This is a genomic window from Pseudoduganella sp. (assembly GCF_041914865.1).
In the GTDB taxonomy this organism is placed as follows: Bacteria; Pseudomonadota; Gammaproteobacteria; order Burkholderiales; family Burkholderiaceae_D; genus Rugamonas.
This window is the reverse complement of the sequence record NZ_JAYSCO010000094.1, coordinates 1-13,467: the sequence shown is the minus strand read 5'-3', so window position 1 is coordinate 13,467 and position 13,467 is coordinate 1. Positions and strand designations below refer to the sequence as shown.

At 66.7% G+C, this 13,467-nt stretch carries 8 protein-coding genes; 3 read left to right on the top strand and 5 right to left on the bottom strand.

Going from position 1 to position 13,467, the window contains the following annotated elements:
- The 5 genes from ACE3TQ_RS25900 to ACE3TQ_RS25880 form a co-directional block, all read right to left on the bottom strand.
- Positions 1 to 7,645: amino acid adenylation domain-containing protein (locus ACE3TQ_RS25900; RefSeq protein WP_374586473.1), on the bottom strand; the 7,645-nt coding region annotated here is incomplete at its 3' end.
- Positions 7,646 to 7,726: 81 nt separating this feature from the next.
- Entirely contained in the window at positions 7,727 to 8,986 is a 1,260-nt protein-coding gene (gene ccrA / locus ACE3TQ_RS25895; RefSeq protein ID WP_374586471.1) for a crotonyl-CoA carboxylase/reductase, read from the bottom strand.
- Between the two features lie 83 nt (positions 8,987 to 9,069).
- Positions 9,070 to 9,678: a phosphopantetheine-binding protein gene (locus ACE3TQ_RS25890; protein ID WP_374586469.1), complete on the bottom strand. Its 609-nt coding sequence runs from the start codon at positions 9,676 to 9,678 to the stop codon at positions 9,070 to 9,072.
- A gap of 46 nt (positions 9,679 to 9,724) precedes the next feature.
- Entirely contained in the window at positions 9,725 to 10,522 is a 798-nt protein-coding gene (locus tag ACE3TQ_RS25885; RefSeq protein ID WP_374586467.1) for a 4'-phosphopantetheinyl transferase, read from the bottom strand.
- Between the two features lie 160 nt (positions 10,523 to 10,682).
- Positions 10,683 to 11,405, bottom strand: a complete 723-nt coding sequence (locus ACE3TQ_RS25880; protein WP_374586466.1) for an autoinducer binding domain-containing protein — start codon at positions 11,403 to 11,405, stop codon at positions 10,683 to 10,685.
- 358 nt (positions 11,406 to 11,763) lie between these two features.
- Between ACE3TQ_RS25880 and ACE3TQ_RS25875 the strand changes: the two genes are divergently transcribed.
- The 3 genes from ACE3TQ_RS25875 to ACE3TQ_RS25865 all read left to right on the top strand — a co-directional run bounded on the left by ACE3TQ_RS25875 (position 11,764) and on the right by ACE3TQ_RS25865 (position 13,290).
- Positions 11,764 to 12,321 carry an acyl-homoserine-lactone synthase gene (locus tag ACE3TQ_RS25875; RefSeq protein WP_374586464.1) on the top strand — a complete coding sequence of 186 codons (558 nt, stop codon included), beginning with the start codon at positions 11,764 to 11,766 and terminating at the stop codon, positions 12,319 to 12,321.
- Positions 12,322 to 12,355: 34 nt separating this feature from the next.
- On the top strand, positions 12,356 to 12,736 hold the full coding sequence (locus ACE3TQ_RS25870; RefSeq protein ID WP_374586462.1) for a DUF4902 domain-containing protein: 381 nt from the start codon (positions 12,356 to 12,358) through the stop codon (positions 12,734 to 12,736).
- 161 nt (positions 12,737 to 12,897) lie between these two features.
- A complete protein-coding gene (locus ACE3TQ_RS25865; protein WP_374586460.1) occupies positions 12,898 to 13,290 on the top strand; it encodes a DUF4902 domain-containing protein in 393 nt (130 codons plus the stop codon).
- Positions 13,291 to 13,467: the final 177 nt, after the last annotated feature.

The following is a 13,467-nucleotide window of genomic DNA, read 5'->3' as shown; positions in this document are numbered from 1 at the left end:
GCAGGCTGTCCACCGGCTGGCTGTCGCTATCGGCCATGGCGGCCAGCAAAGTCGTGAAGTGGCCGGCCAGGCGCTGCACGGTGGCGGCGTCGAACAGGTCGGTCGCGAATCCCAGGTAGCCGCCTACCGCGCCGCCCTGCTCTTCCAGCATCAGCACCAGGTCGTACTGGGTGGAGGCTGGCGGTTGCGAGATATCGGTGACGCTCAGGCCGGGCAGCTGCACGGTGTGGCCGGCCGGGGTGTTATTCATGCTGAACACGGCCTGGAACACCGGCGCATGCGCCATGCTGCGCTGCGGCTGCAGCAGCTCGACCAGCTGGTCGAACGGCAGGTCCTGGTGTTCATAGGCGGCCAGCAGGCTATCGCGCACCTGCGCCAGCAGGCATGCCACGGTCGGCGCCTGGTCCAGGCGCACGCGGACCGCCAGCGAATTGACGAAGAAACCAATCAGCTTTTCCAGCTCGGGGCGGTCGCGGCCCGCAACCGGCGCGCCCACCACCACATCCTGCTGGCCGCCAAGGCGCGCCAGCAACGCCGCCCAGGCGGCAAACAGCACCATGTACAGCGTAGCGCCGTGGCGCTGGCCCAGCGCGCGCAGCGCATTGGCCAGACCGGTATCCAGCGCCAGCGGCACGTGGCCGCCACGGTGGCTCTGTACAGGCGGACGCGGACGGTCGGTCGGGAGCTCAAGCAGTTCAGGCGCGCCTTCCAGATGGGCGCTCCAGTAGACCGCCTGCCGTTCCAGCGCGTCGCGGTGCTGCGCCGTATGCTGCCAGGCGGCGAAATCGCCGTACTGCAGCGGCAGCGCCGGCAGCGGATCGGGCAGGCCGGAGGCGAAGGCGGCGTACAGCGTATTCAGTTCGCCCACCAGCAGGCCGGTCGACCAGCCGTCCGACACGATGTGGTGCTGGGTCAGCAGCAGCACATGGTCGGCGGCGCCGAGGCACAGCAGGCGGCCGCGCACCAGCGGCCCGGCCGCCAGGTCGAATGGTTGCGCAGCTTCGGCGGCACAGGCAGCCTGCAGCGCGGCTTCGCGCGCCGCGTCATCCAGGTGGGCCAGCGACTGCTCGGCCAGCGCAAAGCCCTGGCTTGCCGCGCCAGCCAGCTGCACCGCCTGCCCCTCGTGTTCATGGAAAGTGGTGCGCAGGCTCTCGTGGCGCGCCACGATACGGTCCAGCGCCGCCTGCAGCGCGGCGCGGTCCAGCACGCCGCGCAGGCGCAGCGCACCGGCGATGTGGTAAGCGGCACCGGCGCGGCGGTCGAGGCGGTCGATGAACCACAGACGCTGCTGCGGGAAGGACAGCGGCAGCGGCGCATCGCGGCCAACGCGGGCAATCGGCGCCAGCACTTCGCCGCCGTGGGCCAGCGCTGCGCATTCGTGCAGCACGGGATGGGTGAACAGGTCGCGCAGGCCAAGCTCCACGCCCAGTTCCTGGCGCAGGCGCGCCACCACCTGCACCGCCATCAGCGAGTGGCCGCCCAGTTCAAAGAAGTTGTCGTGGCGGCCGACGCGCGGCAGGTCCAGCAGCTCCTGCCACACGGCCGCCATGGCCTGTTCCAGCGCGCCCTTCGGCGCCGCATAGGCCCGCGCCACCACGGCGTCGGCGCCCGGCGCCGGCAAGGCGCGGCGCTCCACTTTGCCGTTGGCGGTGAGCGGCAGCGCGTCCAGCATGACAAAGGCGGACGGCACCATGAATTCGGCCAGGTGCGCGGTCAGCTCGGCGCGCAGCGCCGCCGACGACAGCGGCACGTCGTCCTGCGCCACCACATAGGCCACCAGGCGGCGGTTGCCCGGCTGGTCCTCGCGCACCATGACGGCGGCTTCGCGCACGCCTTCGCAGGCCACCAGGCGCGCCTCGATCTCGCCCAGCTCGATGCGGAAGCCGCGCAGCTTGACCTGGAAGTCGTTGCGGCCGATGTAGTCGACCGTGCCATCCGGCAGCCAGCGCGCCAGGTCGCCGGTGCGGTACAGGCGGGCGCCGGGCTGGCCGGAGAACGGATCGCGCACGAAGCGCTCGGCATTGAGTTCCGGACGGTTCAGGTAACCGCGCGCCAGGCCCTCGCCGCCGATATACAGTTCGCCGGTCACGCCCAGCGGCACCGGCTGCATGCGGCGGTCCAGGATGTAGAGCTGCATATTGGCCAATGGCCGGCCGATCGGCACGGAGGTCAGGTGGCCGCCGTGGCAACGGAACACGCTGGCGCACACCGTGGTTTCGGTCGGGCCGTAAGCGTTGAACACCGCCATGCGGTCAGCCCAGCGGCTGGCCAGCGGCGGCGGGCAGGCTTCGCCGGCCATGACCAGGCAGCGCAGCGGCAGCTCGGTGTCGCCCGGCATGGTGGCCACCAGCGACGACGGCAGGGTGGCGTGGCTGATACGGTGGCGGCGCAGCGTGTCGATCAGCGGCTCGCCAGGCAGCAATGCGCGCTTGGGCTCCACGTAGAGCGTGGCGCCATTGAACAGGGCCATCGCCATTTCCCATACGCTGGCATCGAAGCTGAAGGAGGCGAACTGCAGCACGCGCGCGGCGCTGTCCACGTCGAACAGGTCGCGCTGGGCGGCGGCCAGGTTGGCCAGGCCGCGGTGGCGGTTCATCACGCCCTTGGGCTGGCCGGTCGAGCCGGAGGTATAAATCACATAGGCCAGGTGGTCCGGCTGCAGGCCGAGCGCGGCCGGATCGGGATTGTGTGCCGGCTGCCGCGCCAGCGCGGCCAGTTCATCGTCCGCATCCATTACCAGCGTTTGCACATCGCCGCGCGGCAGGCTTTGCGCCAGCGAGGCATGCGTGAGCAGGGCAACCGGCGCGCTGTCGCGCAGCATGAAGGCCAGGCGTTCGTCGGGATAGCCCGGGTCCAGCGGCAGGTAGCAGGCACCCGCCTTCAATACGCCCAGCACGCCGGCCACCATATCGATGCCGCGCTCGACGCAGATGGCGACGCGGTCGTCAGGTTGCACGCCCATCGCGAGCAGGCGGTGCGCCAGGCGGTTGGCGCGCGCATTCAGCGCGGCGTAGCTTATCTCCTCGTCCTTGTAAACGACGGCCAGCGCGTCCGGCGTGGCGGCGGCATGGGCTTCGAACAGGGGATGCGCCAGCGCCGGCGCGCGCGCGACGGTGCTGGCGTTGAAGTCCTGCAGCAGCTGGCGGCGCTCCGCCACGTCCAGCAGCGGCAGCATGGCCACCGGCTGCGCCAGGTCGGCGGCCAGAGCAGCCAGCACGCGGCAGTATTGCGCCGCCAGCCGCTCGGCGCTGGCTGCGTCGAACAGGTCGGTCGCGTACACCAGGCTGGCGGCTAGGCCGGCGGGCGATTCGTTCATGGCCAGTACCAGGTCGAACTGGGTGCTGGCGTTGTGGTGCTCCACCACCTGCATCGACAGCGGCCCTGCGGCGGTGGCAGCGGCCGGGGTGTTATTCAGGCTGAACATCACCTGGAACAGCGGCGCGTAGCTCATGCTGCGCACGGGCTGCACCGCTTCCACCACCTGGTCGAATGGCAGGTCCTGGTGCTCCCAGGCCGCCAGCGTGCTGGCCTTGACCTGCTCCAGCAGGTGCGCGGCGCTGTCGTCCTCACCCAGCTGCACGCGCAGCGCCAGCGTATTGGCGAAGAAGCCGATCAGCGGTTCCAGCTCGGCACGCGGGCGGTTCGCCACCGGCACGCCGACCACGATGTCGTCCTGCCCGCTCAGGCGCGCCAGCAAGGCGCTCCAGCCGGCGAACAGCGTCATGAACAGGGTGGCGCCGCGGCGCTGGCCCTGCGCGCGCAGGGCGTCGGCCAATGCGGCGGGAATTTCAAACTGCAGGCGTGCACCGCGATGGCTTTGCGCGGCGGGACGCGGACGGTCGGTCGGCAGCTCCAGCAAGGCCGGCGCGCCGGACAGGTGCTGCTGCCAGAAGCGCAGCTGGCTCTCCGCGCGCTCGCCTTGCAGCCAGCCGCGCTGCCAGGCCGCGTAGTCGGCGTATTGCAGCGCCAGCGGCGGCAGCGGGTCGGCCTGGCCCTGGCTGAAGGCCTGGTACAGGGCGCGCACTTCGCCCAGCAGTACGCCAACCGACCAGGCGTCAGAAACGATATGGTGCTGGGTCACCAGCAGGCGGTGTTCATGCTCGCCCAGCTTCAGCAGCTGGCCGCGCACCAGCGGGCCTTGCGCCAGGTCGAAATGGCGGCCTGCTTCTTCCGCTGCGATACGCTCCAGCGCGGCATCGCGTTCGGCGCCGGCCAGGCCGGTCAGGTCCAGCACCAGCAGCGGGAAACCGGCGTCGGCCGGGGCCACCACCTGCTGCGGCTTGCCGTCCACACTGACGAAGCTGGTGCGCAGGCTCTCATGGCGGGCTACGACCTGGTCCAGTGCCGCGCGCAAGGCATCGCGGTCAAGGGGGCCATGCAAGTGCAGGGCGCCGGGCATGTGGTAGGCCAGGCTGGCTTCGGGCTGCAACTGGTCCAGGAACCACAGACGCTGCTGGGCGAAGGACAGCGGCAGCACGCCGTTGCGCGGCAAGATGGCAATGGTATCGGTGGCGGCGGCGCCCTGCCCGGCCAGCGCGGCCAGCTGCGCTGGGCTTGCATGGTCGAACAGGTTGCGCAGACTGATTTCGACGCCGAGCGCCTTGCGCAGGCGGCCGATGGCCTGCACCGCGAGCAGCGAGTGGCCGCCCAGTTCGAAGAAGTTGTCGTGGCGGCCGACGCGCTCCACGCCCAGCAGCTCCTGCCAAACCACGGCAATCGCTTCTTCGGCGGCGCCTTGCGGCGCTTCGTATTCGCGCCGGATCACGGCCTCCGCGCCGGGCGCCGGCAGCGCCTTGCGGTCAAGCTTGTTGTTCGGGGTCAGCGGGAAAGCATCCAGCTGCAGGAAGGCCGACGGCACCATGTACTCCGGCAGCTGTGCCAGCAGTTCGCTGCGCAGCGCGGCCATGTCGAGCGTCGCGCCCTCTTCCGCAATCAGGTAGGCCACCAGGCGCTGGTCGCCCGGCGTGTCTTCGCGCGCCGCGACCACGGCCTGGCGCACGCCGGCGCAGGCGGCCAGGCGGGTTTCGATCTCGCCCAGTTCAATGCGGAAGCCGCGCACCTTGACCTGAAAGTCGTTGCGGCCCAGGTACTCGAGCTGGCCGTCGGCGCGCCAGCGCGCCAGGTCGCCAGTCTTGTACATGCGCGCGCCCGCGTCGCTGCTGAACGGGTCACGCACGAAGCGCTCCGCCGTCAACTCAGGGCGGTCCAGGTAGCCGCGCGCCACGCCCAGGCCGCCGATATACAGCTCGCCCGCCGCGCCCAGCGGCACCGGCTGCAATTGCGCATCGAGCACATAGACCTGCGTGTTGGCGATGGGACGGCCAATCGGCTCGGCCACGCCGCTGCAGGCGCCGTCCACACGGCGGCAAGTCGACCAGATGGTGGTCTCGGTCGGGCCATAAACGTTCCACAGCTCGCCCACCACGGCGCGCAGTTGCGCCGACAGGTCGGCCGGCAGCGCTTCGCCGCCGCACAGCACTTTCAGGCCGCGCGCGCCCTGCCAGCCGCCGGCCAGCAGCATGCGCCAGGTGGCAGGGGTGGCCTGCATGACGGTGATGCCGTGCGCATCGATGGCTTGCGCCAGCGCACCCGCATCGGAGGCGGTGGCGCGGCTGGCCAGCACCACACGCGCGCCGACCGCCAGCGGCAGATACAGTTCCAGCCCGGCGATGTCGAAGGACAGCGTGGTCACCGCCAGCAGCGTGTCACCGGCTTCCAGTCCCGGTTCGCGCGCCATGGAGGCGAGGAAGTTGACCACCGAGCCGTGTTCCACCATCACGCCTTTCGGCAGGCCAGTGGAGCCGGAGGTGTAGATCACGTAGGCCAGCTGCGAGGCAGGCAGCGCCAGCTCCAGGTTATCGACCGGCTGTTCAGCCAACGCAGGCGCGTGCGCGTCCAGCAGCAGGCGCGGTACGCCCGGCGCTTCCAGGCTGTCGTTCAGCGCACACTCGGTCACCAGCGCCGCCGGGGCGCAATCGGCCAGCATATAGGCCAGGCGCTCGGACGGGAAAGCAGGATCAAGCGGCACATAGGCTGCGCCGGCCTTCAGGATACCGAGCAAGGCCGCCACCATGGCGCTGCCACGCTCGACGCACAGCGCCACCCGGTCGCCGGGCTGCACGCCCAGCGCCACGAGGTGGTGCGCAATGCGGTTAGCCTGCGCATTGAGTGCGCCGTAGCTCAGAGTTGCATCCTGGGCCACCACCGCCACCGCCTCGGGCTGCGCCGCAGCGCGGGTCTCGAACAACTGATGCACGGTGTGCTCATGCGGCAGCTCGGCGGCGGTGGCATTGAAATCAACCAGCAGCTGGCGGCGCTGCGCACCATCCAGCAGCGGCAGCAGGGCCACGGGCAGCGCCGCATCCTGTTGCGCAGCATTGAGCATGCTCGCCAGGCCGGCCTGCAGTGCCTCGACCTGGGCGCGCGACAGCACCCCGGTGTTGCAGACAAATTCCAGCAGCACATCTTCGTCCGCGTGGTGGTCGCGGATCGACAGCACCAGCGGCGTGCGCTCCACGCCATGGTGCATCGGCACGATGCGGGTCGCCGCCTCGCCGAAGTGTGCGATGCCATCGAAATTCATGGTGGTCACGGTGATGTCGTACAGCTGCTGGCGCCCGGCTTTTGCCAGGCCGGCCACACGGTTCAGCTCCGCGATGGGGAAGCGCTGGTGGCGGTAGCCGCGCTTCAGCTCCGCCAGCACTTCGGCCAGCAGGCCGCCGAAGGTGGCGCTGCGGTCGACGCGCACGCGCACCGGGCTGACCGAAGAGAACATGCCCACCGTGCGCTTGTACTGGGCGGTGGCGCGGTTATGCACCGGCACGCCGATCACCACTTCATCCTTGCCTTGCGCACGCGCGAACCAGGCCGCCAGCGCCGCCATCAGGCAATGGGTGGGCGTGGCGCCGTGGGCGGATGCGAATGCTTCCAGCTGGGCGTACTGCGCGCGCGGCATGCTCCAGCACACGCGCGCATTCGGCGCCAGCGGGTTGCCGCTGCGTTCGAACAGGGCCTCGGGCAGGCTGGCGTAGTGTTCGCGCCAGAACTGGCGGTCGCGTTCATAGCGTGCGGATGCCAGGTAGGCCGCATCGTCCGCCACGAATTCGCCGTACGACGGCCCGGCTTCCACTGCCTCGCCACCCGCCAGCAGCGCGTTATAGGCGCGCGCTACGGCATGCATCGCCACGTAAGCGCCGTAACCGTCGTTCACCAGGTGGTGGTAGCACTGCAGCCAGTAGGCGTTGCCGCCGGCGAGCACCAGCTCGGTCGCCCACAGCAAGCCGCCAAACATATCGAACGGACGGCTGAAGCGCTGTTGCATATACTCGGCCGCGCGCGCTTCCGCCGTGCTGTCGCTGCCGAAGTCGCGCACCGGCACCGTGACCTGCACCGACGGCAGCACTTCCTGCAGCGGCAGCGCATCCTGCTGCGCGTGCAGCACGGTGCGCAGCGCATCGTTGGCGTTGGCCACCTGGTTGACGGCGCGCGCCAGCAGTACGGCATCGACCGCGCCGCGGATCTGCCAGGCCAGGCCGATGTTGTAGATCGGCGCATCGGGGTACAGGCACTGGTCAAGCCAGATGACTTGCTGTACCGAGGACAGTGGAAGGAAATTGCTGGCAGCGGAAGCCTGGGAATTCTGCATGTTGCGGTCCGTCTTGTTCGATGTCGTTGGGGACTGGAATGGGTAAGCGCCGCACGGGGCGGCGCTGTCACAGGTCAGGGCTCAGGGCTTGGGCACCGGGATGCGGCGCCCCATGCCGCGGTCGGGCGCGCCGACCAGCACGGCCATGTTGCCGTGCGGGTGGGCGTTCTCGTACATCAGCTGGTGCGCCTGCGGCAGTTCGCTGAACTGGAAAGTGCGCGACAGGCAGGGATCGACCCGGCCGGCGATCACCATATCGTTCAGGCTTTTGGCCTGCTCATAGTTGGCGAAATGCGAACCCTGGAAGCGCTTCTGGCGCATCCACAGGTAGCGCACGTCCACCGTGCCGTTGTAGCCGGTGGTGCCGGCGCAGGTCACCACCATGCCGCCGGTGGCGCACACGAAGATCGAACTGGGGATGGTGTTCTCGCCCGGGTGCTCGACCACGATCGCCGGCGCCTCGCTGCTGCCCAGCACATTGCGGATGGCGGAGCCGAAGCGGCGCGCCTCCTTCAGCCACACGTCGAACTTTTCCTTATCGGTCCAGTGCGGCAGCATGCCCCAGTGGCTGTAGTCGTTGCGGTTGACGCAGCCCTTGGCGCCCAGCTCGATGCAGTACTCGTACTTGCTCTGGTCGGACACGACCGCCACCGGGATCGCGCCCACGGCGCGGCAAATCTGGATCGCCAGCGACCCGAGGCCGCCGGCCCCGCCCCACACCAGCACCGGCTGGCCTTCCTGCACCACATTGGGCGGGAAGCCGAACAGCATGCGGTAGGCGGTGGCGCCGACCAGCATATAGGAGGCGGCCGCCTCCCAGCTCAGGTGCTGCGGGCGCGGCAGGCATTGCTTGGCCTGCACCCGGGTGAACTGGGCGAAGCTGCCCCAGTTGCGCTCATAGCCCCAGATGCGGTAGGTCGGCGAGTACATCGGGTCGATGCCGGCTTTCACCTTGGGGCAGTTGTCGTCCCAGCTGCCGCAATGCAGGACCACCTCGTCGCCCACGCGCGGCCACTGCACATTCTTGCCGACCTGGTAGACGATGCCGGAAGCATCGCTGCCGCCGATGTGGAAGTCGAGGTTCTCGCCGTCGTTCTGGCGCGCACGGATCACATCCACCGGCACGCCCAGCGAGGCCCAGACATTGTTGTAGTTGATGCCGGCGGCCATCACATACACCAGCACCTCGTCGTCGCCGATCGAGGGCACCGGCACGACTTCGATCTGCAGGCTGTCCTTGGGCTCACCGTAGCGCTCCGCGCGCACGGTGCAGGCATACATGGTGGGGGGAACAACGCCGAGCGGCGGCACTTCACCAATGGGGTACAAATCTTTAGACAAAGGGATCTCCTTGCCCGTCGCAGCGGGCATGCAGGCAATGGAACTCAGGAATTACAGGCCGGCAGGCGCCAGCCTGTCAGGCGTCAGGCATGCAGCGGCGCCAGGCCGGCCATGCCGCGGTCAAGCGAAATGCGCTGGCTCACCGCGGCGGCAAAATGCTGCAGCGTGGGCGCCAGGAACAGCTCGCGTACGGTAATGCCCACGCGCGTTTGCTGGCGCAGGCGGTGGGTCAGTTGCACGGCCAGCGCGGAATGCCCGCCCAGCTCGAAGAAATGGGCATTGCGGCCGACCTGCTCCACCCCCAGCAGCTCCTGCCACATGGCGGCCAGCGCGCGCTCCACAGGACCGGCCGGCACTTCATACTGGCGCACACCCAGCTGGCCGTCGTCCGGCGACGGCAGCGCCGCCAGGTCCACGGCGCCGGCGGCATCGCGCGGCAGCGCGTCCAGCACGACATAGGTGGTGGGCACCAGCTCGGGCGGCAGCAGCTGCGCCAGTTCGTCGCGCAGCGCCGTCGCTGCCAGGCGGTGGCCGGGGCGCGCCGTGGCAAACACCACCAGGCTGCGGCCGCCGGGCCGGCCAGGCCATTCCAGCGCTACCGCTTCGCCGATGGCGGCGCAGCTGCGCAGGGCGTCCTCGATCCGGTAAGTCGCTGGATTCCGCTTGATTTGTACAGTGTTTGCTGCCGACATAGTTTGTGCCCGTTAAATTGGTCTAATTGCTTTTCCTACACCACCATTAAACGCCAACCCGCGCTTTGAAATAACTGTCAATGTTTACAGTCCCCGGCGCATGGTCCAGCAGGACCACGGTGAATACCGAACCGCTGTCGATGAAACCGAAGCCCGCCACCACTTCGCGCCCGACCACCAGCTGGCTGCTCAGGTCCTGCTGGCAGCGAAAACGCATAAGGCGGCGTTGCGGATCGATTTGCAGCAGCTTGAGCGCGTCGAAATCGAAGAAGGCCTGCACCTGCGCGAAGGCGGCCTTGAAAAAGCTCTCCTTGGCCGAGAACACCAGCGTCAGCAGGCAGTCGAAATCCAGCCCGGCACCGCAGCGGCGCAGGTAGTCGACCTCCTCGGGCGACACCACCAGGTCGATCATGGCGGCGCGTCCCGCCTCCTGCACGATGGTCTCGATATCGATGCCCACGCCCATCAGGGCCGAGGCCGGGCACGCCAGTGCGGCCGCATAATGGGCGCTGTGCGTGATGCTGCCGATCAGGCCGGAGGGCCAGACCGGCTGGCGGTGGCTGCCGATGCCAATGGCATGGCGCGCATGGCCGTAGTTTTCCAGGATGCCTTTGGCACACACGCGCCCGGCCAGGAACTCGGCCTGGCGGCGCGCCACGCTGTTGCGGATATTCTCGGGGAAGGCAATGCCATGCTGCGGGAACAGCTCCGGCACATAGCTGGCGAGCTGGAAGCGCGCCAGCGCGAACGGCCAGCCGCCGCTGCCGGCGGGCTGCACGGTCAGCAGCCGCTCGATAAAGGCGCTCCCGAGCGTGCCGCCCAGGCCGGCGATATCATCGCGCATGGCGCCCCCTCATGGCAGGCGCCAACGGCCGCGCAGCAGCGCGGGAAGCAGGACGGCGGTAATCGGAATCAAGCAGCATCATGGCAAGGCATTAAGAAATACCCTGCCATTAAACCTGCACGCCCCCTCCGCGCGGAACTGTAAGAGTTGACAGCTGGCGTTACAGCAGGCGCAGCATCGCCGCCTTGATCACGCCCGCCGTCTTGTTAACAGCGCCCAGCTTCTCGAGCGAATTATTAATATGGAAGTTGACCGTGCGCTCCGAGATGTCCATGATCTGGCCGATCTCGCCCGAGGTCTTGCCGTCGGCAGTCCAGCGCAGCACTTCCACCTCGCGCGCCGTCAACGCGACGCTTGGCAGGGGCGGCTGCTTGGCCGACACCAGCCTTCCCATCTGCTCGTGGACCGCCTGCACCAGCCAGGACAGACGCAGCGACTTGTCGCGCAATTCGCTCTCCGTCACCAGCTCATGCGAGCGGGCCACGGTCAGCATGCCGACCGAGCCCTGTGCATCGTAATGGGATTGCGCCCAGCCATAGCGGATGCCGTGGGCGTGCGCATCTTCCCAGAATGTCGGGGCGCTGCGGAACAGCGTATCGGTCCAGACCAGCGGCGTCACGGAACGGATGCCGTGCACCACGGTCGGGTCGACCGCCAGGTACCCTTCGCGAACATAGCGTTCCTGCCACTCGCTCGGGTAGTTGTTGACCATGTGGGTCTTTGGATTGGACAACGGCAGGGGCTGGCGCAAGCCAAACGCCACGTAATCAAAGCCCAGGTCGCGCGCCGTGCTGGTCAGCACGGTATATAGCTCCGCTTCGGTGCGCGCCGTGGCCAACGCCTCCATCTGGGCGCCCTGCCAATCGACGATTTTCGTATTCACGAAACTGCCTTTCTCTCAGCCCTGTCAAAGTTGACAGTTCCCCAGCTGTTCGATGCGTTTTACGCTTATGTTGGGATCGTTTCGCCCCGTTCGGTCACCCCCTGTTTTGGACGCGCCGTTTATACATTTGACGATAGCAGGCGTCTTGACCATTGTCAAAACAAGAACATTGTTACACTGAAAAAATAGCTAGCAAAACAACAGTTGCTCCAAGGGCCACAAACTCGTGCAGAATGAAAAACGCGCGGCGCCTGGTGCGGCAGCGCTGGCAGCTGTCAAAACTGACAGTTCCGCCAAAATCCGGAAAATAGTCCAATGCCTACATTGCAATTTCATGCACTTTTCGCAGGGAGCAGGGATGAATGTTATAGCTGGCAAAACCGATGCACTGTCCAATGAGCTACTCAACCGCGTAGCTGTTTATCGCCACAAGGTCTTTGTCGAGACGCTGGGCTGGGACCTGAAAACCAAGAATGGCGAAGAGCTTGACCAGTTCGACCGCCCTGATACGTTGTACGTGATCGCGCAAGACAGCGCCGGCCAGGTGAATGGCTGTGCCCGCCTGTTGCCGACCAGCCGTCCTTACCTGCTGGGAGAAGTCTTCCCGGAGCTGATGAATGGCTTGCCGGTGCCTTGTAGCGATGATGTGTGGGAACTGTCGCGTTTCGCGACGGTGGATTTCAGCAACCGCAACACGACCGCGCTGTCGCAATTCTCGTCCAGTATTGCCGCCCAGCTGTTGCACGAATCGATCGCCTGTGCCCGCGCCCACGGCGCCAAGCGCCTGATCACCGTTTCGCCGATCGGCATCGAACGGCTGCTGCGCCGCACTGGCGTGCACGCCCATCGTGCCGGCCCACCGATGATCATCAACGGCCACCCGATTTTCGCCTGCTGGATTGAAATCGAGCCTTAATGAGGCGCGTCCCGCCAAGGAAAACAAATCGATCATGCCAGACACCGGATACATCCGCATATCGCTGAATGAACTGGAGAAAATCTCCATGGTCCACCTCATCTCAGGGGTGGATGACGACGCGCCGGCCTTTGCGCCAGATGGCGCGGTGAGCACCTACATCACGGGTTATACCGAATGGATCAGCACCGGCAGCCAGGTGGTGACCATCGGCTGGGACTGGCAAATGCCGTCCGATGACCATAAATCCTTCCTCAAGCGGGTGGGCGGCCCGAGCAGCAATGTGATGCTGCTCGATGCCCAGAAGAGCGAGCTGGGCCATGTGTCCAGCGCGCGCCTGCTGGAGCGCTTCATCGATTCTTTCGATTGGCAATCCGAAACCCTGGAATACCTGAATACGCGTTATCGAAACTGACCGGACTGGGAACGTAATCAAATGTAAGGCCGCTGTACCGTGCAAAAAAGCGCCGGTAAGTTATTGCGTTCGGGTTATTATGGTAGTTTATCGACAATTTCACCGGCGTTGCGCCATGATAGTGGTCGATTAAGTACTCCTGCTTTCCAGATTCGGCCATTATGTTTTCACTTTCACGCGAGGATGGTTATGTCCGCACCACACTCGCCCAGCTTCAAACTATCGCGCTCAAGCACCTGGTTTCGGGTCTCGATGAGGACGCGCCCCACGAAACACACAGCGGCGCCGAATGCACGGTCATTTCCGGCTACACGGAGTATGTGCATGATGGCGTGCCGGCACTGACCATTGGCTGGGATTGGGAAATGTCGATGAGCGGCGGCCCCGCGCGCCTGCGCCGGGTCGGCGAGCCGCGCAGCAACATCATGCTGCAGGACGAACAGCATCACGACCTGGGTTTCCTCGCCACCGAGCAGCTGCTCGGCAATTACGTCGACTCACTGGGCTGGGAAGCCCTGACCCTGGCGGCGATCAGCGCACGCTACAAGCGATAAGCAGCACTAGAAACCACCAACACCAGCGCCCGTGGCGCAGACGGGGTCTGACCCTTGGGTCAGACCCGGTTTTCCGGGTTTGAAAAAGCAAAAAGCCCGCTAACACACGTTAGCGGGCTTTTCTAATAAGAGCTTGACGATAACCTACTTTCACACTGGTTGCAGCACTATCATCGG